22 protein-coding genes are annotated in these 21,592 nt (G+C 66.1%); 12 read left to right on the top strand and 10 right to left on the bottom strand.

Annotation, left to right across the window (positions count from 1 at the left end; all coding sequences use genetic code 11):
• Positions 1 to 7: 7 nt before the first annotated feature.
• Together fkpA and QP996_RS11335 are read right to left on the bottom strand one after the other, a co-directional pair.
• Entirely contained in the window at positions 8 to 367 is a 360-nt protein-coding gene (gene fkpA / locus QP996_RS11340) for an FKBP-type peptidyl-prolyl cis-trans isomerase FkpA (RefSeq protein WP_063938216.1), read from the bottom strand.
• Between the two features lie 148 nt (positions 368 to 515).
• On the bottom strand, positions 516 to 1,811 hold the full coding sequence (locus QP996_RS11335) for a citrate synthase (RefSeq protein ID WP_284872725.1): 1,296 nt from the start codon (positions 1,809 to 1,811) through the stop codon (positions 516 to 518).
• Positions 1,812 to 2,020: 209 nt separating this feature from the next.
• Here QP996_RS11335 and sepH point away from each other — a divergent pair, with 209 nt between their 5' ends.
• Together sepH and QP996_RS11325 are read left to right on the top strand one after the other, a co-directional pair.
• On the top strand, positions 2,021 to 3,046 hold the full coding sequence (gene sepH / locus QP996_RS11330; RefSeq protein WP_284872724.1) for a septation protein SepH: 1,026 nt from the start codon (positions 2,021 to 2,023) through the stop codon (positions 3,044 to 3,046).
• An 18-nt stretch (positions 3,047 to 3,064) separates the two neighbouring features.
• Positions 3,065 to 3,910, top strand: a complete 846-nt coding sequence (locus tag QP996_RS11325) for a DUF6928 family protein (RefSeq protein WP_284872722.1) — start codon at positions 3,065 to 3,067, stop codon at positions 3,908 to 3,910.
• Here QP996_RS11325 and QP996_RS11320 read toward each other — a convergent pair.
• Genes QP996_RS11320 through QP996_RS11310 form a run of 3 tightly spaced genes read right to left on the bottom strand, consistent with a single transcriptional unit; the run spans position 3,907 to position 6,916 of the window.
• On the bottom strand, positions 3,907 to 4,707 hold the full coding sequence (locus QP996_RS11320; RefSeq protein WP_284872721.1) for a TrmH family RNA methyltransferase: 801 nt from the start codon (positions 4,705 to 4,707) through the stop codon (positions 3,907 to 3,909). The two genes, QP996_RS11325 and QP996_RS11320, sit on opposite strands and share 4 nt — an antisense overlap.
• Positions 4,708 to 6,177 (bottom strand): NCS2 family permease, encoded by a 1,470-nt coding sequence (locus tag QP996_RS11315; protein WP_284872719.1) that lies wholly within the window; start codon positions 6,175 to 6,177, stop codon positions 4,708 to 4,710.
• A 58-nt stretch (positions 6,178 to 6,235) separates the two neighbouring features.
• Positions 6,236 to 6,916, bottom strand: coding sequence for a DUF3027 domain-containing protein (locus QP996_RS11310; RefSeq protein ID WP_284872718.1), 681 nt, complete (start codon positions 6,914 to 6,916; stop codon positions 6,236 to 6,238).
• Between the two features lie 39 nt (positions 6,917 to 6,955).
• Here QP996_RS11310 and QP996_RS11305 point away from each other — a divergent pair, with 39 nt between their 5' ends.
• The gene (locus tag QP996_RS11305; RefSeq protein ID WP_284872716.1) at positions 6,956 to 7,750 is read left to right on the top strand and encodes a glutaminyl-peptide cyclotransferase; all 795 of its coding nucleotides are present in this window, start codon (positions 6,956 to 6,958) and stop codon (positions 7,748 to 7,750) included.
• Positions 7,751 to 7,761: 11 nt separating this feature from the next.
• Complete coding sequence (locus tag QP996_RS11300; RefSeq protein ID WP_239217413.1) at positions 7,762 to 8,265, top strand: DUF2771 family protein; 504 nt, start codon at positions 7,762 to 7,764, stop codon at positions 8,263 to 8,265.
• A gap of 15 nt (positions 8,266 to 8,280) precedes the next feature.
• Here the strand turns inward: QP996_RS11300 and QP996_RS11295 are convergent, their stop codons facing one another.
• Positions 8,281 to 8,664: a cold-shock protein gene (locus QP996_RS11295; protein ID WP_126858445.1), complete on the bottom strand. Its 384-nt coding sequence runs from the start codon at positions 8,662 to 8,664 to the stop codon at positions 8,281 to 8,283.
• Between the two features lie 253 nt (positions 8,665 to 8,917).
• On the opposite strand from QP996_RS11295, the gene QP996_RS11290 reads away from it, so the two are divergent.
• A complete protein-coding gene (locus tag QP996_RS11290) occupies positions 8,918 to 9,634 on the top strand; it encodes a resuscitation-promoting factor Rpf1 domain-containing protein (RefSeq protein WP_284872714.1) in 717 nt (238 codons plus the stop codon).
• A gap of 248 nt (positions 9,635 to 9,882) precedes the next feature.
• Here QP996_RS11290 and QP996_RS11285 read toward each other — a convergent pair whose 3' ends face one another.
• Positions 9,883 to 10,077: a hypothetical protein gene (locus QP996_RS11285; RefSeq protein WP_034999421.1), complete on the bottom strand. Its 195-nt coding sequence runs from the start codon at positions 10,075 to 10,077 to the stop codon at positions 9,883 to 9,885.
• A gap of 53 nt (positions 10,078 to 10,130) precedes the next feature.
• Between QP996_RS11285 and QP996_RS11280 the strand changes: the two genes are divergently transcribed.
• Positions 10,131 to 12,179 carry a helicase-associated domain-containing protein gene (locus tag QP996_RS11280; RefSeq protein ID WP_284872713.1) on the top strand — a complete coding sequence of 683 codons (2,049 nt, stop codon included), beginning with the start codon at positions 10,131 to 10,133 and terminating at the stop codon, positions 12,177 to 12,179.
• Here QP996_RS11280 and QP996_RS11275 read toward each other — a convergent pair.
• The gene (locus tag QP996_RS11275) at positions 12,176 to 14,992 is read right to left on the bottom strand and encodes an FAD-binding and (Fe-S)-binding domain-containing protein (protein ID WP_284872712.1); all 2,817 of its coding nucleotides are present in this window, start codon (positions 14,990 to 14,992) and stop codon (positions 12,176 to 12,178) included. The two genes, QP996_RS11280 and QP996_RS11275, sit on opposite strands and share 4 nt — an antisense overlap.
• Before the next feature lie 84 nt (positions 14,993 to 15,076).
• On the opposite strand from QP996_RS11275, the gene QP996_RS11270 reads away from it, so the two are divergent.
• From QP996_RS11270 to QP996_RS11255, 4 genes are read left to right on the top strand one after another with little or no spacing between them, the layout of a single operon-like run.
• Positions 15,077 to 15,334 carry a helix-turn-helix transcriptional regulator gene (locus QP996_RS11270; protein ID WP_284872711.1) on the top strand — a complete coding sequence of 86 codons (258 nt, stop codon included), beginning with the start codon at positions 15,077 to 15,079 and terminating at the stop codon, positions 15,332 to 15,334.
• The gene (locus tag QP996_RS11265; protein WP_284872710.1) at positions 15,331 to 15,777 is read left to right on the top strand and encodes a hypothetical protein; all 447 of its coding nucleotides are present in this window, start codon (positions 15,331 to 15,333) and stop codon (positions 15,775 to 15,777) included. The genes QP996_RS11270 and QP996_RS11265 overlap by 4 nt, the downstream gene beginning before the upstream one ends.
• Positions 15,777 to 16,655 (top strand): ABC transporter ATP-binding protein, encoded by an 879-nt coding sequence (locus QP996_RS11260; protein ID WP_284872708.1) that lies wholly within the window; start codon positions 15,777 to 15,779, stop codon positions 16,653 to 16,655. The genes QP996_RS11265 and QP996_RS11260 overlap by 1 nt, the downstream gene beginning before the upstream one ends.
• On the top strand, positions 16,655 to 17,863 hold the full coding sequence (locus QP996_RS11255; protein ID WP_284872707.1) for an ABC transporter permease: 1,209 nt from the start codon (positions 16,655 to 16,657) through the stop codon (positions 17,861 to 17,863). Before QP996_RS11260 ends, QP996_RS11255 begins: the two co-directional genes overlap by 1 nt.
• Here QP996_RS11255 and QP996_RS11250 read toward each other — a convergent pair.
• Complete coding sequence (locus QP996_RS11250) at positions 17,860 to 18,153, bottom strand: type II toxin-antitoxin system RelE/ParE family toxin (RefSeq protein ID WP_284872706.1); 294 nt, start codon at positions 18,151 to 18,153, stop codon at positions 17,860 to 17,862. The genes QP996_RS11255 and QP996_RS11250 overlap by 4 nt on opposite strands.
• Positions 18,137 to 18,391, bottom strand: coding sequence for a type II toxin-antitoxin system ParD family antitoxin (locus QP996_RS11245; protein WP_284872705.1), 255 nt, complete (start codon positions 18,389 to 18,391; stop codon positions 18,137 to 18,139). The genes QP996_RS11250 and QP996_RS11245 overlap by 17 nt, the downstream gene beginning before the upstream one ends.
• Positions 18,392 to 18,435: 44 nt before the next feature.
• On the opposite strand from QP996_RS11245, the gene QP996_RS11240 reads away from it, so the two are divergent.
• The gene (locus QP996_RS11240; protein WP_284872704.1) at positions 18,436 to 20,076 is read left to right on the top strand and encodes a DNA repair helicase XPB; all 1,641 of its coding nucleotides are present in this window, start codon (positions 18,436 to 18,438) and stop codon (positions 20,074 to 20,076) included.
• Positions 20,077 to 20,087: 11 nt separating this feature from the next.
• Positions 20,088 to 20,741 carry a DUF3239 domain-containing protein gene (locus QP996_RS11235; protein WP_350309519.1) on the top strand — a complete coding sequence of 218 codons (654 nt, stop codon included), beginning with the start codon at positions 20,088 to 20,090 and terminating at the stop codon, positions 20,739 to 20,741.
• Positions 20,742 to 21,592: the final 851 nt, after the last annotated feature.

Genomic DNA, 21,592 nt, shown 5'->3' with positions numbered 1-21,592 from the left:
CAGCCTCCTAGCTGGCGTCGAGCAGGTCGATGATGAACACGAGGGTGCGGCCGGACAGCGGGTGCCCGCCGCCCGCGGGGCCGTATGCCTTTTCCGGCGGGATGGTCAGCTGGCGGCGGCCGCCGACCTTCATGCCGGGGATGCCTTCCTGCCAGCCCTGGATCAGGCCGGTGAGAGGGAACTCTGCGGCCTCGCCGCGGTCCCAGGAGGAGTCGAACTCCTCGCCCGTTTCAAAGTCCACGCCAAGGTAGTGGACCTTGACAAAACCGCCGGCCACGGCCTCTGCGCCCTCGCCGACAGTGATGTCCTCAATGACGAGGTCTGCAGGCGCCGGGCCCTCCGGCTTGTCGATGAACGGCTTTTCCATAGCGTTGAAACTCCTTGCAAATTATGTGGGCAAGTTGTGCGGCCCAATACAAAACCGCCGAGAACTTCCTCCCGAAATTATAAGGGAAGCTCAGTTCTCGGCGGTGGAGCGCCGAAGCATGCTGCTTATCGACGCCCTTCGGTTGCGCCTAGCGCTGGTCGCGCGGCACGAAATCGCGCTGCTGGTAGCCGGTGTAGATCTGGCGCGGGCGGTTGATCTTCGTGTTCATCTCGAGCTGCTCGCGGTACTGGGCGATCCAGCCCGGCAGGCGGCCGATGGCGAACAGGACGGTGAAGAAGTCCGTCGGGAAGCCCATGGCGCGGTAGATCAGGCCGGTGTAGAAGTCCACGTTCGGGTAGAGCTTGCGCTGGATGAAGTACTCGTCGTTCAGCGCGATCTCCTCGAGCTTCATGGCCAGGTCCAGCAGCTCGTCGCCACCGAGGTGCTCGAGCACCTCGTGTGCGGTGTCCTTCACAATTGCCGCGCGCGGGTCGTAGTTCTTGTACACGCGGTGGCCGAAGCCCATCAGGCGCACGCCCTTTTCCTTGTTCTTCACGCGGTTCATGAAGTCGGTGGCGTCGCCGTCGTGGTTGTTCTTGATGTCCTCGAGCATCTCCAGCACGGCCTGGTTTGCGCCGCCGTGCAGCGGGCCTGCCAGGGCGTTGATGCCGCCTGCGATGGAGACGAACATGTTGGCCTGGGCGGAGGCGATCATGCGCACGGTGGAGGTGGAGCAGTTCTGCTCGTGGTCCGCGTGCAGGATGAGCAGCTTGTCCAGGGCCTTGGTCAGCACCGGATCGACGTGGTAGTCCTCGGTCGGGTACCCGAACATCATGCGCATGAAGTTCTCGCGCGGGTTCAGGGAGTTGTCCGGGTACATGTACGGCTTGCCGCGGGATGCGCGGTAGGCGTACGCGGCGAGCATCGGCACCTTGGCCATCAGGCGCACGGTCGCCTTGTCCACCTGCTCCTCGTCCAGCGGGTCGAGCTGGTCCTGGTAGTAGGCGGAGAGAATGTTCACCGAGGAGGCGAGCACGGCCATCGGGTGGGCGTTGCGCGGGAAGATGTTGAACGCGGCCTTGAAGTCCTCGTCCAGCAGGGTGTGGTGGCGCAGGTCGGAGTTGAAGTTCTCCAGCTCGTCGGTGGTGGGAAGCTCACCGTTGATCAGCAGGTAGGACACCTCGTTGAAGGTGGCGTTTTCTGCGAGGTCGGCAATGTCGTAGCCGCGGTAGCGCAGGATGCCTGCCTCGCCGTCGATGTAGGTGATCTTGGACTCGGTGGAGCCGGTGGAAACGTAGCCGGGGTCGAAGGTGACCAGGCCGGTTTCGCCGAGAAGCTTGCCCAGCACGACGCCGTCGTTGCCTTCGGTGGCGTGCATGATGTCCATCTCGTACTCGCCGCCCGGGTAGTGGAGTACGGCCTTATCCTTGTTCTCAGTAGCCACTGATTTCCCCTTCCAGGTAGTTTTCTCGGCTGTCTTTGGGATAGCTCCCGGCAACCTGTTTTTACGTAAGGCACTGTATCAAAGTTTGTGACGCGTCTGACAACAACGGCAGCTGTCTGGACACACCACAGAGAACCGGGCGGGTACGCCCGCAGGTGCGGGCTTGTCCGTTAAGCTGGTCGGGTATCTGCCCGGCGGAAAGGTGACGTATGCGCGAGCTGTACTTCTTGGAAGACGAGTCGACGGAGACGTTTTTCGTCCTGCGCGACGATAACGGGATGCGTTACCAGTTGGCGCGCACCGAGCTTGAGCCCTCGCTTATCGACGGCGTTTCCGTCACCGATTCTACCTCTGCCCCCTCCACTCCCGACCGCGACACCGGGGTGACCGTGTTGGACACGACTGCCGACGAGCCCGAGACCGAATCCGCCGAAGTAGAGGAACCCGCCGCGCACAAGCCAGCGCCCGCACCGGTGGAGCGCTCCCTGCCGGAGCCGGACCCGCTCTACGCCACTCCCCTGTCCATGCGCCCGAACGAGATCCAGGCGCGCCTGCGCGCCGGCGCCACCGCCACCGCGCTGGCTGAGGAGATGGGCGTGGCCGAAAGCCGCCTCGATGTGTACGCCCACCCGGTACTGCTGGAGCGCGCCCAGGTCGCGGAGGCCGCGAAGCAGTCCCACCCGGTGCGCGAGGACGGCCCCGCGAAGCAGACCCTGTTCGAGATCCTCGCCACCGCCTTCGCGGCCCGCGGGCACTCGATCAGCGACGCAGAATGGGACGCCACCCGCGAGCAAGGCGACAGCTGGGTCGTCCACGTCACCTGGAAGGCCGGGCTGACGGAGAACGAGGCGCTGTGGACCTTCAAACGCTCCATGGGCTCCGCCGCCCAGACGGAGGCGCGCAACGCCATGGCCGCGGACCTGACGGACCCCGATTTCGCGCAGCCGGTGCGTTCACTGTCCGCGGTGCGAGCCGACTTAAGTGACGACGTAAGTAACGACGACCCCACCAGCCCCACCGGCCCTGAAGCAGCTCCCGACGCTGATGTCACGGAATTGCCGGTGGAGGGCAACCCGGAGGTCGTCGATACGCGAGACGATGTGCTCGAGGGCGACTTCCTGCGCCACCCGGACGAGGACGAGCAGCCGAAGAAGCGCCGCCGCAAGGCTGTCACCCCGCACTGGGAGGACGTGCTGCTGGGGGTTCGCACGAACACCAAGCGCCCGAAGCGCTGAGCGCCTTAGGATGTGTGCATGAGTTTCCCAGCGGTTCTTACGCTTTGGTTTGTCAACACCGCCGATCCGGCCGGCGTGCTCGAGCGCGAGCCGAAGGCCGACCGCGGGTTCGGCCGCAAGCTGCTTTCCCAGGTCAACCCGGCGTGGCCGATCACCCCGATCGGTTCGTTCCCGCTGAACCGCTCCTCGGTGCCGGGCCGCGACGAGTTCTACATCGCAGGCTTCCCCGGGGTCTCGGTGGTGCGGATGCTTGTCGACGACGCCTCGGCCCTGTCCACCACAACCCCGTGGCATTCGGCCCTTCCCGCCTCTGACGTGTTTGTCATCGCCACCGGCACGGACAGCGACTACGGCGGGTTCGCGCACTTCACCGGCGAGACCGTGGTGCGCAGCTTCAGCGCTACCCGCACCCAGGTCATCGAGGATATGGGACTGCCCGAGCCGTTCGAGGCGCCCTACTGGGCCGGCGAGCGCGCCGAGGCCGCCGGCGGCATCTCGCTGCCGTTCGAGCCGCGCGACCTAGCGCTGTCGGCTGAGCGCCACTGGCTGGGCGTGGACATCGGCGAGGACGGCCCCGACATCAACGTCGTCGGCTACGCGGTGGACGGCCGCCCCGAGCCGAAAATCGAGGAAAAGAAAACGCCCGCGGTGAAGTCGGTGGACGCTGTGGCCGCGAAGTTCGCGGAGAAGTCGAAGGCGTACGACGACTACGAGGACGCCCCCGACCAGCAGCGCGGCGACGAGTTCGCCGAGCTTGCCGACGCCTCCGTGGCCGCCGCGAAACGCGTCGGCCGGGGCCTGCGCGCACGGGCGGCGCAGCTGTGGAAGGCGCTTTCGGAGCGCATCCGCCACTTCGACCGCTAACGGTTCCTTTCGTAAAACGCGATCGCGGCGGACGTGGCTACGTTGAGCGAATCCGTGCCCGGCGCCATCGGGATCTTGGCGCGCACGTCGGTGGCGCGCATCGCGTGCGGGGTCAGGCCGGGGCCCTCCCCGCCGACTAGGAAGGCCACCTTGTCGTGGCCCTGGATCGCGTCTCTCAGCTCGACGGCGTCGTCGGCCGGGGTGAGCGAGATGAGCCACCAGCCGGCCTCGCGCAGCTCATCCAACGAGCGCTGCCACGTCGTCGGCGTGCCGTCGAGGTGCGCGAACGGGGTGCGCAGCACGTGCCCCATGGACACGCGCACGGCCCGCCGGTACAGCGGGTCAGCGGTGGCGGCGCCGAAAAGTACGCCGTCGACGCTCATGCCGGCGGCGTTGCGGAAGATGGACCCGATGTTCTCGTGGTCGCCCACGCCCTCCAAGATCACGAGGGTGCGTGCGCCGTCGAGCACCTCGGCGACGGAAAGCGGCTCCGGCTTGTCGGCGGAGACCAGCAGCCCGCGGTGCATGTCGTAGCCAGCAACCTCGCCCATGATTCCGCGGGTGATCTGATAGATAGGCACGCCGCGGCGCTCGAGCTCGTCGCCGTAGTCGACCATGAAGGATTCCAGCCGCCCGCCGAAGCCGAACACGGCGCGCACCGGGAAGCGGGATTCCACCAAGCGGCCGGCCACGAGCGGCCCCTCAGCGAAGACGAGCCCTTTTTCCTTGTCCGAATGTTTCAGGTCGCGGATGTCGTCGAGGCGGGGGTCCGACGGGTCGTCGATAGGCACAAGCATTTAGCTCAGCGCCGCCATGATCGGGCCCTGGGCGAAGTACACCACGAACAGGGCGGAGATGAGCCACATGATCCAGTGGATCTCCTTCGCCTTGCCGGCGAACAGGCTCATCAGGGCAAAGGAGATGAAGCCGACGCCGATGCCGTTGGCGATGGAGTAAGTCAGCGGCATGGTCACGATGGTCAGAAACGCCGGCAGGGCGATCGTGAACTCGGACCATTCAATCTGCCCGACCTGCATCATCATCAGCGCACCGACGACCACGAGCACGGGGGCTGCAGCCTCGATGGGCACGATCTCGTAGAGCGGGGTGAAAAACATCGCGACGAGGAACAGCACGCCGGTGACAACGTTGGCTAGGCCGGTGCGCGCACCGTCCGCGATACCGGCGGAGGAATCGACAAACACGGTATTCGACGATGCCGAGGTCGCGCCGCCGACCACAGCGCCGAAGCCTTCGACGACCAGGGCGCGCTTCATGTCCGGCAGCACGGCGTGTTCGTCGGTAAGCCCGGCCTGGCGGCCGAGTGCGGTCATGGTGCCCATGGCGTCGAAGAAGTTGGCCAGCACGAGGGTGAACACGAGCAGCGACGCGGAGATCACTCCCAGGTTCACAAACGCGCCGAACAGGTCCACGTTGCCCACGATGGACAGGTCCGGGACGCCGCCGAAGCTGTCCGGCAGGCCCGGCACCGCCATGCCCCACCCCTCCGGGTTGTCCGCGGAAGAGCCGGTGCCAGTCAGCGCCTCGACCACCATGGCGATGACGGTGGTGAGCAACATGCCGATGAACAACCCGCCGCGGATGTTGCGCGCGACCATGAAGCCGCAGATGAACAGGCCGATGATGAACACGAACGTGGGCCAGGACGAGATGGAGCCGCCGGTGCCCAGCTGCACCGGCACGGTGGTCATGGCGGCGTCGGGGATGCGGCGGACAAAGCCGGCGTCCACAAGCCCGATGGTGGCGATGAACATGCCGATGCCCACGCTCATGGCCACCTTCATGGAATCCGGGATGGCGTTGAACACGGCGGTGCGGAAGCCGGAGACGGCCAGCAGCACGATGATGATGCCGTCGATGACCACCAGGCCCATGGCCTCGGGCCAGGTCAGGCCCTGCTGCCCCACCATGGTCACCGCGACCAGGGTGTTGATGCCCAGGCCGGTGGCGATGCCGAACGGGTACTTGGCAATCACGCCGAACAGGATGCTCATCACGCCGGCGGCCAGCGCCGTGGCGGCGGCGACCTGCGGGATGCCCAGGACAACGCCTTCGCGGTCCGGGCTGGTGCCGATGATCAGAGGGTTGAGCAGCACGATGTAGGCCATCGCGAAGAACGTCACTACCCCGGCGCGCACCTCGGTGCCGACCGTGGATCCGCGCTCGCTGATGTGGAAGAAGGTGTCCAGCGCGCCGCGCGGCTGCGGCTGGTCCTTATGCAGTTTTGCTCCGGTGGTGGTACTCACGTCGCATTAGTGTCGCACCCTGCCTGCGAAAACACCAATCATTGGGACTCACCAACGATTATTCCCCCACGGTGGTGTCCGAGTGCGCCCCGCAGCCATAGGAGGAGGCCACCACGTGCCCGTCCGCGGAGTACTCGTTGGCGCAGATGCCGAAGTTCTCGCCCACCGGCTGCTCCAGCGGAATATAAAACGCGCAGGAGCGGCACGACAGCGCGGCCTTTTCGGCGAACTCGCTGTTAGGGCCGAACTCGCCGGTGCGCCAGCGCTTCTTCGCGTCCTCCAGGCCGGTGGTGGTGAGGTAGCGCTTGGTTTCGCGGCCGGTAAAGGTGACGGCCTCGCGGGAAAAGGAGTCGTCGGTGACGCGGTCGTCGTCAGGCGAAAGCTCCATGATGTCGCCCGGGCCCAGGTCACCGGGGCGCAAGCGGTCGGAGTACGGCACCCAGTCCGGTGCTTCCAGCGCGCCCTGCGAGGGCACGAGCGCGACCTCGTTGACGGTGACCCAGTCCGCGCCGTCGGCGCAGGCCACCACGGCGTTCCATTCCCAGCCTGCGTAGCCGGGCACGTCGGCGGCGAAACGGTGGGTGGCCACGTTGCGGCCGAGCCCCGTCACGCCGATGTGCTCGCCGACTTCCCCGTCGGCGATTTCGGCCAGCGCCTCCCGTGCAGTGGCGACTGCGTCGGTAGACAGCAGGGGGCTGCGCTTTCGGGGGTTGCGGGATCGGTTGTTGGATCGTGACACGGTTCCCCATTATTGCCCACGTGGTGCAGGATGGTTGCCATGGGTCGATTCACGCTTGCCGCCGTCTGTTCCGCGCTCGCTGTCTTGTCGGGCTGTTCCTCCCCCGAGACCTCGGGGCCGGACACGCGGCGCCTGACCGCGCACGTCGAGGAGCGCCTGCCGTTCGACGACACCAGCTTCACCCAGGGCCTGGAGGTCGCCGAGGACGGCACCATCTACGTCGGCACCGGCCAGGAGGGCGAATCCCGCCTGTACACGCGCACGCCCGAAGGCGACGAGTTGCAGTCGACCGATTTGGATCCGGAGTTCTTCGGCGAGGGCATTACGCTTCACGACGGCACGGTGTGGCAATTGACCTGGCAACACGGCACCGCTATCAAGCGCGACGCCGCAACACTGGAAGAAACCGGCCGGGTGAATTACGCCGGCGAAGGCTGGGGCCTGTGCTCCCGCGCCGACGAGGACGAGCTGATCTTCTCCGACGGCACAGCCGAGCTGCGCCGCATGGACCCGGAAACCTTCGAGGAGCGCGAGCGCTTCACTGTCACCATGGACGGCCAGCCGGTGGAGGGCCTCAACGAGCTCGAGTGCGTGGGCGACGAGGTGTACGCCAATGTCTTCACCACCACCAACATCATGCGCATCGACGCCGACTCGGGGAAGGTCACCGCCGTCATCGACGCCTCCGCGCTGGACAACAACGCCGCGCCCGACCCGAACAACGTGCTCAACGGCATCGCACGCATCCCCGGCACCGAGGAGTTCTACCTCGCTGGCAAGCGCTGGCCCGACATGTACCGCGTGACGTTTAAGCCTGAGGCCGCCGCCAAGTAGGATCGTGCGCCATGGCACCCAAACGCGCAGCAACCCAGCAGTGGAAAGTCCTGGCCATCGCCCTAGTTGGCGTGGTGGTGCTGGTGGGGGCGGTCTACGCCTTTATGAGCTACCAGCAGAACAAGCCGGGCACCCCGGTGCGCGACCTCGAAGTCGCCGTGGCCGCCGCCGGGCAGACCGAGCAGGTGCCCGTATATACAGTGTGCGAGCTGGACGTGGAGTGCCCCGGCGGTGAGCCGCCGAGCGTGCGCCTGCCCGATCAGGGGGACGTGACCTTCACCGTGCCCGGCGAGATCGAGCGCAACAGCTGGCGCCTGCTGCTCATCTACGACGACCCCGCCGCAAACACCGAGCGCGTGTTCACCTCCGGCGAGTCCGGCGAGGAAACCGTCCCGGCGGTGACCGAGTCCGGCGCGAAGCTCGTCGTCGCAGAGATTACGACCTTGGACATTGAAAAAGGCGATGACGGGGAAGAAACTCCCGTCATCGCCACGTGGTCTGTCGGCTTCGACTAGGCCGAAGGTGCGTCGCTAAGCATCCAGCTCCCGGGCCACCGCCCTCAGGATCCCCGCAACCTGGCGGCCTTCCTTGCGGTCCGGGTAGCGGCCGTTGGTCAGCGCTGGCTGGACCTGCGTCTCAATCAAGGTCATCACATCCGCCAGCATGCTGCCCAGCTCCTCCGGCTTGCGGCGGTGCACGGGGCGACGCTTCGGCTCATCGAGCACTTTCACGCGCAGCGCCTGCGGGCCGCGGCGGCCGGCAGCGAAATCGAACTCGATGCGCTGGCCTGCGACCAGCTCGTCCACGCCATCGGGAAGCACGGACTGGCCGATGAAGACGTCGTCGTCGCCCGGGTTGGACGCGAAGCCGAAGCCCTTTTCGGTGTCGTACCACTTCACCTTTCCAATAGGCATGGCATCCTCCTTTAAGGTTCCGGTACATGGCCCGCCCATTGCAGGCCAAAATAAAGGCCTTACACTACACCTCCGCCCCGAAAACCGCGACTGTGACTCAGAACACCAAAACTCGCCGGACGGTGCGCGACCTGCGGAAACGTTGAGCTCGGCTGTCACATGAACACCATTCCGTGCCGCTTGCGTGACACAATCGTTACAAATGGTTAGGCTGTCCCGAGAATTGGCGGTCAACGACGAGAGGAAACGAATCATGGGACGCCACTCCAAGAAGACCACCTCCACGGGCAAGAAGGCTCTGGCAGGTACCGCAGCAGTTGCAGCACTGGCAGGCATCGTCGCCCCGCAGGCAACCGCAGCACCGGATTCCGACTGGGACAAGCTCGCTCAGTGCGAGTCCGGCGGCAACTGGTCGATCAACACCGGCAACGGCTACTACGGCGGCCTGCAGTTCAACTACGGCACCTGGCAGGCCTACGGCGGCGGCGAGTTCGCCCCGACCGCAGACCAGGCCACCCGTGAGCAGCAGATCATCATCGCCGAGCGCACCCTGGCCCAGCAGGGCTGGGGCGCATGGCCGGCCTGCTCCGCGCGCTACGGCCTGAACTCCGCGCCGACCAACCGCGACGCGCAGGCAGCCCAGGCGGCTCCGGCACCGAAGCCGGCTCCCGCCCCGGCAGCTGCAGCACCGGCAGCCCAGACTTCCTCCACCGGCAACGAGACCGATGAGCTGTACGCGAAGCTGCGCGACGCCATCAACGGCCTCGGTTTCCAGGTCCCGGCTACCGTCCAGGACAACTACGCCGCAAACCGCAACGACTACAACGCGTTCTACGCAGCTAACCAGCCGCTGGTGGATGCCGCACTGGCCGGCGACTACGCCAAGGTCGCCCAGCTCATCGGCTCCAACTTCGGCACCCAGGTCAACGACACACTGGCTTCCCTGCAGCAGACCTACCTGCCGCGCTAAGAGCTACGCGCCGAAACCCCGCCTCCGGGCGGGTTTTCTTTTTGCCCACATCGCTGATCTGCTAGTTCGCCCAGCCCGGCAACGGCACCGAACTAGCAGATGAGCCCACAGTTGGAATCAGTTTTCAATACCACCTGGGCAAACGGAAAGTTGGACACTTGATCTGCTAGTTGCCCAAACTCTCAAACACACGAAAAAGGTGGCCCCGCTGCACGGGGGCCACCTTCGGTGCCGTCGCTAAGCGAAAGCTAGCGATTGATGCGCGTGGTCGGGTGGACGTAGCCGGTCTCCTCCGCCTTCAGCGGCAGGATCAGCTCGTCGCCGAACGGGCTCGCGGCGCCGGTGAGCTTGGAGGAAATCTCGGTGACCGGGTGACCGTTACCAGGGGTGTGCGTGGGCCACGCCGGGTTCGCGCGACCGATCTTCTCTACATCTTTAGCCATGCCCCTCATTCTTTCACGCCGGGCACGAAAACGCACGTAAACTCACCCCCGCAATGTCTACCTTCCCCGAATTCTTGCAGTCGCTTAGCGACGATCAGCTCCGCCTGCTCATCCGCACCCGGCCAGATGCCTTCTTCCCCACCCCGCCCTCGGCCGGGTCGTTGGCCACGCGGCTGGGCTTGCCCGGCTCCGCGTCGCGGGCGTTGCGCCAGCTCACCGCAGCCGACCTGTCAGTGCTGGAGCGCCTCGCCGACGCCGGCGCGGAGCTGGACCCGGTGGACGCGGGCGAACTCGGCGAGGTGGCGCACCTGCGGGAACTCGCTTTGGTCTTCGGGCCGGTGGATAAGCTGCGGATCTCCCCCGGCACGCTCACCGCGCTGCCCCCAGGCTGGCGCGTCACCGACAGACTGCCGGCGGGCGCGGACGAAGCGCTGGAGGCGCTGCCCGCCCGCGAGCGCAAGGTGCTGGAGACCCTGGCTTCCTCGGGCGGTGTGGGCACCACCTCGGCGGCCGGGCCCGACGCGGACCCCGCGTCAGCCGTGGCGAAGCTGCTTGCGGCCGGTTTGTTGGTACGGGTGGACGTGAACACGGTGCGGCTGCCGCGGCCGGTGCGCGACGCGATGCGCGGGATCCAGCCGCGTGAGTTCCCGCTGGAGGCGCCCGCGCTGCCCGAGGTGGACCAGTCCGCGGTGGACGAGGCCGCGACCTCGGCGGGCTTGGACGCCGTGCGCCAAATGCGCCAGCTGGTCATGGCGCTCATGGACCGCCCGGTCGCGTTGAACAAGGACGGCACCGTCGGCGTGCGCGCCGCGGCGAACCTGGAAAAGGAACTCGGCTTCGACCCGAGACTATTAATCACCATCGGCGAGGCGGCGGGCCTTGTCGGCCGAGGCAACGTCGACGACGAGGACGTGCTCGCCGCCACACGCGACGCGCTGACCTGGATCGACGCCACGCTTTCGGACCAGTGGGCGATCCTGATTGTCGGTTGGGCCGCCTCCCCGTGGCGCTCTGACACCGACGCGAAGCTGTTGTCCGCGGACATGCACGCGCCCGCGGTGCGCCACGCCCGCACGACCATCCTGCGCCACGCGGGCCGCGTCGACCAGCTGCTGTTCCACGCCCCGCTGGAGGCCAGCGGGTTCTCCCCGCGGCTTATCCAGGCGGTGGTGGATGAGGCCCAGTTCGTCGGCGCGCTCGCCGGCACCCTGCAGCTAGCGCAGTCCTCTCCCCTGCTGGCGCTGCTGGGCAGCGAAGACGTCGCCGCCGCGGCCAAGCAGCTCGTGCCGGCGTCCGTCGACACGCTGATTGCCCAGGGCGACATGACAATGCTTGCCCCGGGCCCGCTCGAGCCGGACATGGCGTCGTTTTTGGAGCGCATCGCCGCGCTCGAATCCCCAGGCCTGGCCAGCGTGTGGCGGGTCACGGAGGCGTCGGTGCGCCGCGGCCTGGACGGCGGGCTCACCGCCGAGGAAGTCCACGCCTGGCTCGACCGGCACGTCATGGGCGAGGTGCCGCAGGCAATCGCGTTTCTTGTCGACGACATCGCCCGCACCCACGGTGCCATCCGCGCCGGCAGCGCGCTGAGCTACATCCGTTCCGCGGACCCGGCGCTGATCGCCACCGCGGCCGAGCGCTGCGGCCTGCGCGTCCTCGCCCCCACCGTCGCGGTGTCGGACCAGCCGCTGACCAAGCTCATGGCGCAGCTGCGTGCGGCCGGGATGCAGCCCACCGCGGAGGACAACACCGGCGCGACGCTGAACATGGCGCCCGAACCCGCGCTGGTCACCGCTACCCCGTCTACCCTGCCGCGCACCCCAAAGGCCACCGAGGAGCAGGTCGAAGCCATCGTGTCTAAGCTGCGCGCCGATTCCGGCTCCGACGCGGATGCCGGTGCCGGCGACATCTTCGAAACGCTGCGGGCGGCGGCCCGGGCGAAGCGGCATGTGGCCGTAGGTTTCGTGGATAAGCAAGGGCGCGGCCGCACGCTCACTGTGCTGCCGCTGAGTGTGAGCGCGGGACAGGTCGACGCGCTCGACGAGGCCGCCGACCGCGTGGTGCGCATCGCCCTGCCGCGCATCACCAAAGTAGTGCTGGCCTAGCGGCTGACGCGCTCCAGGATTTCCAGGATGTGCTCGTAGTCCTTGCCGGTCGCGGCGGTCAGGCCCAGCTCGCAGGTGCGGTTGGACGACGCATGGCAGGCGGACCCCAGCTCGGCCGCCTGCGCCGCCTCACGCTTCGTCGCGGCGTGGGTGAGCTCCGGGTGCAGCATGCCGCGGTCGCCCGCGTAGCCGCAGCAGTTCCACTCGGCGGGCACGCGCACATCTTCGGCCGCGGCGCCAGAGACGCGCTCCAGCGTATCGACGATCCCAAGGTGCGTCGCCGAACACGTCGGGTGCAACGTCACAGAGTCCACCTTCTGCTTCACCTCGAGGCGCTCGAGCACCTGGTCCTCGACGAACTCGATTGCGTCGATGACGGTGATGCCGATGCCCTCGGCCATGTCGCGGAAACCGTGGGTGCAGCTGGACGCGTCCACGACCACCGGCAGGCGCCCGCCGTCGGTGGCGGCGATGAGCTGGTCGTTGACGCGGCGCTGCATGATGTCGTGGCCCGTGCTCATGCCTTTCGACGCCCACGGGGTGCCGCAGCACATCCCGTCGATGCCCTCCGGGACGGTCAGCGCGAGCCCGGCGCGCTCGACCAGCTTCGCAAACGCCTCGGAGGCGCCCACACCCTCGCCCTGCGGCCCGAACATGGAGTTCACGCAGGCGGGGACGAACACGCCCGCCGGCTCCGCGCCCGGCGCGCCGATGCGGGTGCCGAACGCCTTGGAGCGCTTCACCCCGCCCTTGGACAGTTCGGGGCGGTACTGCGGCACCGTGTCATCGCCTACCAGGGCGCGGGCGACGTCGGTGACCTTCTGCACCAGTTTGGTCGGCATGTAGTAGGCGCCGGTCAACGCCGTCGAGGCCAGCGTGTTGCCCGGGCCCCACGCCTTCGCTGCGGCCGCCCAGCCGGCGGATTCCGCAGCGCCCGCCTGGCCGCGGCGCAGGGATTTGATGAACTTGCCGGTGTCGATCTTCACGGGGCAGGCGGTGACGCACATGGAGTCCACGGCGCAGGTGTCAATGCCGTCGTACTGGTAGGCCTCGTCGATGTGCGCAACCAGCTCGGTGTCGCCTTCCTGGATAGCCTTCGCACGGGCGCGGCGCACCACGATGCGCTGGCGCGGGGTCATGGTGATGTCGCGCGAGGGGCACACAGGCTCGCAGTAGCCGCACTCCACGCACGAGTCGATCTCGTCTTCCACCTGCGGGTTGAGCTTGAAGTTCTTCATGTGCTCGCGCTCGTCGTCGGTGATGATCACGCCCGGGTTCATCACCCCGCGCGGGTCTGCGGCGCGCTTGAGCTCCACCATGACCTCGTAGAGTTCCTCGCCGTACTGGCGGCGCACGTACGGCGCCATCACGCGCCCGGTGCCGTGCTCGGCCTTCAGGTTGCCACCGGCGCCGAGCACGAGGTCGACCATCTCCTCGTTAAAGCCGTCGTAGCGGGAGAGGTTCTCGTCGCCTTCGAAGCGGTCGGTGATGAGGAAGTGGATGTTGCCGTCTTTGGCGTGGCCGAAGATGACGGCGTCGTCGTAGCGGTAGGCGTCGAAAAGCTGCTGCAACCCGCCACATGTGTCGGCCAAGTCGCCCACGGGCACAGCGATGTCCTCGAGCAGCGCGGTGGTGCCGGACGGGCGAGCCTCCGCGACCTGGGCGTAGAGGCCCTTGCGGAAGGCCCAGGCCTTGGCGGCCTCGGCGGCGTCGGTGGTAAACGCCGCCGGGGTCTGCAGCTCGAAGCCCTCCAGCAGCTTCGCGCCGGCGGCCTCGTACTCGCGCAGCTCATCTGCCTCGTTAGCGTGGTACTCGATGAGCAGCGCCGCCTGGCCGGACAGTTCGAAGCCGGTGATCTGCTCCGGCACCGAGTCGAAGGTGCGGCCGACCTTGATGGAGCGCGAGTCCATCAGCTCCAGCGTGGCGGCCTTCGAGTCGAACAGGGCCGGCAGCGAGCGCGTCGCCGCGTCCAGCGTCGGGTACACCGCGATGGTGGTGGTCTTCAGCTTCGGCACCTCGATGGTGCGCAGCACGGCCTCCGCAATGAACGCGAGTGTGCCTTCGGAGGCGACCAGCAGGTGCATGAAGATGTCCAGGGGCGACTCGTAGTCCAGAAACGCGTTGAGGCTGTAGCCCATCGTGTTCTTCAGCGCGAAATGGCGCTCGATGGTGGCCACGGATTCCTTGTTCTCCCGCACGCGCCGCTTGAGGTGCTCCAGCTTTGCGACGAGCTCCGCCTCCTCCCGCGCAAACTGCGCCTCCGCATCCGCATGCGCGGTGTTGATGACGGTGCCGGACGGCAGCACAAACATCATCGATTCGATGGTGTTGTAGGTGTTGTACTGCGTGCCGCAGGCCATGCCGGAGGAGTTGTTGGCGATTACGCCGCCCATGGTCGCCGCGCCCTCGGACGCCGGGTCCGGGCCGATCTTGCGGCCGTACGGCGCGAGGTGGGCGTTGACCTGTCGCACCGTGGAGCCGGGCTGGACTCGCACCCGCGCGCCGCCGTCGAGGACCTCCACGCCGCGGAAGTGCTTGCGCACGTCCACAAGCATGCCCGCGCCGCCGGCCTGGCCGGACAGCGAGGTGCCACCGCCGCGCAGCACCACCGGGGCGCCGGAGGAGGCGGAGGCGCGGAAGGCCGCCGCCACGTCGTGGGCGGTGCGGGCCTCCACCACCACGTCCGGGGTGTAGAGGAAGTGGGACGCGTCGTGGGCGTACTTGATCCGGTCGATCGGACGGGTGGAAAGCGCCTGGTCGGAGCCGAGTTCGCGGGACAAATGCTCTGCGGGGGAGGAAATGGTTGTGGTCATAAATCCATGCTAGCCCCCTGTGAATCCGCGGAATGCATTTCACAACCGTTGACAAAGTGTTGGGTTTATACAACACTTCATTGTGTGTCACCGAAGAAGCCACCGAAGGACCCGATATATAACCGGGTTCGTGTACTCCGCGCCGAGCGCGACATGACACGAATCCAGCTCGCAGAACTGATCAACGTCAACCCGCAAACCGTCGGCGCGCTCGAGCGCGGCGACCACTCCCCCAGCCTGGACCTGGCCTTCCGCATCTGCGAGGTCTTCGACCTCCCCGTCGAGGCCGTGTTCTCCCGCACAGAATTTCCCCCTATGTCGAAGGAGCTGTACACCAAATGAACGGCATCGACCGTGAGAGAAAAACAAAAGCACTCATTGCCATTTTCTTCTTAGCCATGCTCTTTTTCATCGTCTGCACCGCGCTCCAGCTGACGCTGAGCCAGTGGTGGCTATCGACCTTGTCGATCGCTTCCGTCATAATCAGCTTGATCGCATGGGCACAGATCAGAGCGGAGAACGGCAACGCCGACACCATTCCAGAAGACCAGCTAGACGAGTACGAGCGCAGCGTGCTGGACACCTGGCGCAAGCGTGCGATGAAAGCATTCGCGCTGCTCAATGGCATCGGCGGTTTCGGTTTCATGCTTACCGGTCAGCTGCTAGACGGACCTGGCAGCACTGCCGTCGTAGCTGCCGGGTACTTCATGCTGTTCACCTTCCTCATCGTCTACCCGCTGCCCATGGTCGGCTACGCCATTACCTTTAACCGCAAGGAGGACTAGTGACAACAATCGAAATCCGCGACCTGAACAAGCGCTTCGGCAGCGTCCAAGCCCTGGACGGCATGAGTTTCACCGTCCACGACGGCGAGATGTACGGCTTCGTCGGCTCCAACGGCGCCGGCAAGTCCACCACGATGCGTATCGCCCTCGGTGTGCTCGCCGCCGATTCGGGCGAGGTGCTCCTCGACGGGCACCCGCTTGACGACGACACCCGCCGCCGCATCGGCTACATGCCCGAGGAACGCGGCCTGTACGGCAAGGAAAAGATCCTGGACCAGCTGGTCTTTCTGGCCAAGCTGCACGGCGTCGACGGCCAAGCCGCGAAGAAGCGCGGCACCGAGCTGCTCGAGCAGCTCGGCCTCGGAGAGCGCCTGGGCGACAAGCTCGACGACCTCTCCCTGGGCAACCAGCAGCGCGTCCAGCTCGCCGCGTCGCTTATCCACGACCCGGACATCCTCATCCTGGACGAGCCGTTTTCCGGTCTCGACCCCGTCGCAGTGGACGTGATGAGCACGATGCTCACCGACCGCGCCCGCGCCGGCGTGCCCGTCATCTTCTCCTCCCACCAGCTGGATCTGGTGCAGCGCCTGTGCGACCGCATCGGCATCGTCACCCGCGGCCGCATGGTGGCCGAGGGCACCGTCGACGAGCTGCGCTCGAGCGGCCCCGTGCGCTACCGCGTCGGCACGCAAGCGCGCGGGTGGATCCCCGAGGGCATCTCGCTTATCGACGACTCCGCCACCCACGTCATCCTCGAAGCCCCGAGCACCCAGGACGACCAACGCATCCTGCAATCCGCCATGGCCGCCGGCCCAGTCCACGAGTTCACCCGCGTCGTGCCGGATCTGGCCGACCTGTTCAAGGAGGTTGTGCAGTAATGGCTACCCAAAACGCCTACTCACCCATGCACACGATCACCACCACTGCGGCGCGCGAGGTCCAGATCCTGCTGCTGAAAAAGGGCGTGATTATCACGCTGGTAATCCTGCTGCTGGCCATAATCGGCCTGATCGGTTTCGCTACCTGGCAGAACAACAAGGACGAGGACGACACTGGTTCCAGTGGGTCGGCAGCGGCGGTGGCGACCGTAGGCGTCGATACGCAATTGCTCGATGGTGCAGGCTACGAACCGCATGCCGCCGCGGACCGCGACGAAGCGGTGCAAATGGTGCGCGACGGCGACGTCGAAGCCGCGGTGGTGGCGGCAGGCGACCAGTGGGAAGTGCTCGCCGAGGGGTTACCACCGGTGGCCATCATGGACGGCATGGAGGCGCTCGCTGACAGCTACACCCACGCCGAAACCCTGAATACTCTGGGCATTTCTCCGGAAGACTACGAGTCTGCGTCCCGGAACATCGACATCGTCTCGGTGGATATCGACGACACCGACGCGGAGCGGTCCGGAGAACTCTTCACCAGGCTGCTGACCACATTCGTGGCGCTCATGGTGGTGATTTTCACCGTGATCACCTTCGCCGCGCAGGTGAGCAGCCGCGTGACCGAGGAGAAATCCTCCCGCGTGGTCGAACTCGTGCTCGCCTCCGTGCGCCCGCTGGACTTTTTGGCGGGCAAACTGCTGGGCACGCTCGTGCTTGGTTTCCTGGCCACCGCGCTCCTGCTCGTGGTCGGCGGTGTTGGCCTAAAGCTCTCCGGGCTCGTGGACGGCTTCGAATTCGACTGGTCCATTTTCCCGGTCCTGCTGGTGGCATGGTTGCTAGCCATGCTGTTCTTCGGTGCCCTCTACGCCGCGGCGGGTGCAATGGTGCAGCGCACCGAGGACCTGCAGTCCACCCAAATGCCGATCCTGCTGCTCATCATGGCCAGCGCCTACATCCCCGCATTCGGCTGGATGAGCACCGATGCCACCTGGATGCAGGTGATGAGCTGGATCCCGCCGTTTTCCATCTTCGCCGCGCCGCTGTCGTACGCGGCCGGGGACTTCACCGCGGCGCAGCTGGCAGGCTCGCTCGCGCTTGCCGCGCTGGCGACGGCGTTGGCGGTGTGGGGCGCCGCCCGCATCTACAAGCGGACGATTCTCAACAACGGCAGCGTGACCAAGTGGTCGCAACTGCTGCGCAGAGGCTAGTTATTCAGGTGGTGTTGTAAGTCCATGCGTTGGTGCAAGATTCGGACCACATCGATGACACCGTCGTCTTCCCGGTAGAAAATGATGTGGCTCCCGACTGCCTTCTTCCGGTAGCCAGAGCGAACTTCGCTTGCAGAGCTTCCGAGCCGCGGGTTTCCCCCAAGGATGTCGAGCATATTCAGGACTTGGCCAACATAGCGCTCAGCCTGGGACAGTCCCCAACGAACGGCCGTGTAGTTCCAAATCTCTACAAGATCAGATTCTGCTTGGCGCCTAAGCCGATACTTCATGGTCGTTCTTCATACGCGCGACGAACGCATCGGGGTCGAAGTCGTGGACAACTTCGCTCAATTCGCCTTTTTCCAGAGCATCGTTGAGGGCCTTGAACTTCTGCTCCCGCTCCTCCACTAGCCGCAGTCCCTCGCGCAGTACCTCACTGGCGGAGGCGTAGCGGCCGTCTTCAAGTAATTCGGCGATGAACTTATCGTAGCGTTCGCCGAGCACAACAGATGTATTTTTCGCAGCCATGCCCGTAGAATACCAACGCCTACTAACACGAAGGAGTAGATCGCATGGCTCTCGGCGACGGCCCCCTTATCGTCCAGTCGGACAAGACCGTCCTGCTCGAAGTCGCGCACCCGGACGCGCCAAAGGCCCGCGCCGCGCTCGCCCCGTTTGCGGAGCTCGAGCGCGCGCCCGAGCACATCCACACCTACCGCATCACCCCACTGGCGTTGTGGAACGCCCGCGCGGCCGGCTTCGACGCCGAGCAGGCCGTGGACGTGCTCGAGCGCTACTCCCGCTTCCCGGTGCCGCAGTCGCTGCTCGTCGACGTCGCCGAAACCATGGCCCGTTACGGCCGGTTGAAGCTGGTCAAGCACCCCGCGCACGGGCTGATCCTGGAGGCGGACGACGCCGCGATCCTCACCGAGGTCACCCGCAGCAAGAAGATCCAGCCACTCATAGCCAAGCCTATCGACGACACCACCGCCCCCGTCCACCCCTCCACCCGCGGCCAGATCAAGCAGGAGCTGACCAAGCTCGGCTGGCCCGTGGAGGATCTGGCCGGCTACGTCGACGGCGAATCCCACCCGATCGCGCTGAACCACGACGGCTGGCATCTGCGCGACTACCAGCAGTACGCCGCCGAATCCTTCTGGGAGGGCGGCTCCGGTGTAGTGGTGCTGCCCTGCGGCGCCGGCAAAACCATCGTCGGCGCGGCGTCGATGGCGCAGGCGCAGACCACCACGTTGATCCTGGTCACCAACACCGTCGCCGGTCGCCAGTGGCGCGACGAGCTGCTGCGCCGCACCACGCTCACCCCCGAGGAGATCGGCGAGTACTCCGGCGAGAAGAAAGAGATCCGCCCCGTCACCATTGCCACCTACCAGGTGGTCACCCGCAAAACCAAGGGCGAATACCGCGCGCTCGAACTTTTCGACTCCCGCGACTGGGGCCTGATCATCTACGACGAAGTCCACCTCCTCCCCGCCCCCGTCTTCCGCATGGCCGCGGACCTCCAGTCCCGCCGCCGCTTGGGCCTTACCGCCACGCTCGTGCGCGAGGACGGCCGCGAGGACGACGTGTTCTCGCTCATCGGCCCCAAGCGTTACGACGCGCCCTGGAAAGAACTCGAGATGGCAGGCTACATCGCCACCGCCGAATGCGTCGAGGTCCGCACCACACTCACCGACGAGGAGCGCCTCACCTACGCCACCGCCGAGACCCGCGAGCGTTACCGTCTGGCGGCCTGTTCGGCGGGCAAGCTGGAGGTCGTCGATAAGCTTCTTGCAACGCATAAGGGGCAGCAGACCCTGATCATCGGCGCGTACGTGGAGCAGTTAGAGGAGATCGCATCGCGTATCGACGCTCCCCTGGTCGACGGGAAAACCACCACCAAAAAGCGCGAAGAAGCTTTCCAAGCGTTCCGGGACGGGAAAATCTCCACCCTGGTGGTGTCCAAGGTGGCGAACTTCTCCATCGACCTGCCCGAAGCCGCCGTGGCCATCCAGGTCTCCGGCACCTTCGGATCCCGTCAGGAAGAAGCGCAGCGCCTGGGCCGATTGCTGCGTCCCAAGGCCGACGGCGCCGAGGCAGTGTTCTACACCGTGGTCGCCCGCGACACCCTCGACTCCGAGTACGCCATGCACCGGCAACGCTTCCTCGCCGAACAGGGCTACGCGTACCGACTGGTCGACGCCGCCGACCTTTAGACTTATATGCCATGAGTGGCATGAAGGTATTCAAGTTCGACGTCGACGAGGAGTTTGCGAAGCAGCACAACGAAATGGTGCGCGACACCCGCAGCCTCGTCGCTTCCGGCATCGCGATCTTTGTCATCTCCGTGATCGTCGGCGTCGCCGTGTGGTTCCTGGTGGACCCGTCCTCGCCCTGGCACTGGCTCGGTAGTTTCGGCGCCATTCTGTTCGGCATCTTGATGCTGGTGGTGGCGCTGCTGATTCCGCGCAGCGTGGGCAAGACCCAGGAGATCTACGACTCCAACCCCCTCGCCCCCGCCATCATCACCGAACGCGCCGGCACGACGGTGACCCTGACCGCTCTGGTGAACCTCAACGTGGACCCTGCCCTGCCCCCGCGCTGGGCCATTACCTCGCGAGTGATGCAGCCTCTTCCGAACACTTCCGACAAGGTCGGCACCAAGGTGCCCGTCGCCGCCGTGGGCGCACAACGCTCGGCCCGCGACCAACAGCACTGGCAGACCATCACCCCAATGCCCATCGCCTGGGGCACGCCCGACGAAGCCGTGGTCACCTCCGCCCGGAAGTCGATCCCCCAGGACCAGTGGTCCACCCTGGAACGCGCCCGCAAGAAGGCCGAACTCGTCGAACAGTCCAAGAACTCGCTGGTCGAGCTCTAGCGCCTCTGCTCCCGGAGGTGGTCAAAGAATCGGCCGGGGCGGTTGCTTGATCACACGCCGATTGGTGGGGTGCCGGCGATAGGGGTGCCGGATTCAGCAGTTCGTGGGTGTGCACCCATAGTTGGTGTACTTGGAGTTGTCCGCAATGCGGAGTGTGGACCGGCCCCGGGGTTTCGTGGCCGCGTTGTTGGTCGAGTAGCGGAGGTCGAGTCCATCGGTGTGCGCGGGCGTACTCGACGTCCGCTACTCGACTTCCGCCCACAGGATGCGTCAGCGTGGCTGCGCGTGCTGCCTCCGCGACCCCTATGTGGCCCCTGTTGACAGGTCACGACCCGCCGGATGCTTTTCGCCCCGGGTTTTCATGGACTTGCGCCAATGGTGGGTGCCACCGTGGTTGTCCGCAATGCGGAGTCTGGGCCCGGCCCCGGGGTTTCGTGGCCGCGTTGTTGGTCGAGTAGCGGAGGTCGAGTCCATCGGTATACGCGGGTGTACTCGACCACCGGTACTCGACTTCCGCCTCACAGGAGGCGTCATGGTGGCTGCGTGTGCTGGCCCCGCGACCTATGTGGCCCCTAGTTTGCAGGTCCCGCCCCACCGGGTGGTAACGCCCCGGGTTGCCGTGGGTGGACACCAATGGTGGGAGGGGCCTGGTTGTCCGCAGTGCGGGGTCTGGCTGGGACCAGGAATTCGTGGGTGGACACCAATGGTGGGTGGGGTCCGGTTGTCCGCAATGCGGAGTCTAGGCCCGGCCCCGGGGTTTCGTGGCTGCGTTGTTGGTCGAGTAGCGGAGGTCGAGTGCAACGGTATACGCGGGTGTACTCGACCACCGGTACTCGACTTCCGCCCCACAG

Source organism: Corynebacterium sp. MSK008 (assembly GCF_030232585.1).
Taxonomy (GTDB): Bacteria; Actinomycetota; Actinomycetes; order Mycobacteriales; family Mycobacteriaceae; genus Corynebacterium.
Note: the sequence above shows the minus strand (reverse complement) of the source record. Positions and strands in the feature narration are given on the sequence as shown.

Coding starts and splice junctions, on each gene's coding strand:
- fkpA (WP_063938216.1), bottom strand. CDS start 367: ATGGAAAAGCCGTTCATCGACAAGCCGGAGGGCCCGGCGCCTGCAGAC.
- sepH (WP_284872724.1), top strand. CDS start 2,021: ATGCGCGAGCTGTACTTCTTGGAAGACGAGTCGACGGAGACGTTTTTC.
- QP996_RS11325 (WP_284872722.1), top strand. CDS start 3,065: ATGAGTTTCCCAGCGGTTCTTACGCTTTGGTTTGTCAACACCGCCGAT.
- QP996_RS11320 (WP_284872721.1), bottom strand. CDS start 4,707: ATGCTTGTGCCTATCGACGACCCGTCGGACCCCCGCCTCGACGACATC.
- QP996_RS11305 (WP_284872716.1), top strand. CDS start 6,956: ATGGGTCGATTCACGCTTGCCGCCGTCTGTTCCGCGCTCGCTGTCTTG.
- QP996_RS11300 (WP_239217413.1), top strand. CDS start 7,762: ATGGCACCCAAACGCGCAGCAACCCAGCAGTGGAAAGTCCTGGCCATC.
- QP996_RS11295 (WP_126858445.1), bottom strand. CDS start 8,664: ATGCCTATTGGAAAGGTGAAGTGGTACGACACCGAAAAGGGCTTCGGC.
- QP996_RS11290 (WP_284872714.1), top strand. CDS start 8,918: ATGGGACGCCACTCCAAGAAGACCACCTCCACGGGCAAGAAGGCTCTG.
- QP996_RS11285 (WP_034999421.1), bottom strand. CDS start 10,077: ATGGCTAAAGATGTAGAGAAGATCGGTCGCGCGAACCCGGCGTGGCCC.
- QP996_RS11280 (WP_284872713.1), top strand. CDS start 10,131: ATGTCTACCTTCCCCGAATTCTTGCAGTCGCTTAGCGACGATCAGCTC.
- QP996_RS11275 (WP_284872712.1), bottom strand. CDS start 14,992: ATGACCACAACCATTTCCTCCCCCGCAGAGCATTTGTCCCGCGAACTC.
- QP996_RS11265 (WP_284872710.1), top strand. CDS start 15,331: ATGAACGGCATCGACCGTGAGAGAAAAACAAAAGCACTCATTGCCATT.
- QP996_RS11255 (WP_284872707.1), top strand. CDS start 16,655: ATGGCTACCCAAAACGCCTACTCACCCATGCACACGATCACCACCACT.
- QP996_RS11250 (WP_284872706.1), bottom strand. CDS start 18,153: ATGAAGTATCGGCTTAGGCGCCAAGCAGAATCTGATCTTGTAGAGATT.
- QP996_RS11245 (WP_284872705.1), bottom strand. CDS start 18,391: ATGGCTGCGAAAAATACATCTGTTGTGCTCGGCGAACGCTACGATAAG.
- QP996_RS11240 (WP_284872704.1), top strand. CDS start 18,436: ATGGCTCTCGGCGACGGCCCCCTTATCGTCCAGTCGGACAAGACCGTC.
- QP996_RS11235 (WP_350309519.1), top strand. CDS start 20,088: ATGAGTGGCATGAAGGTATTCAAGTTCGACGTCGACGAGGAGTTTGCG.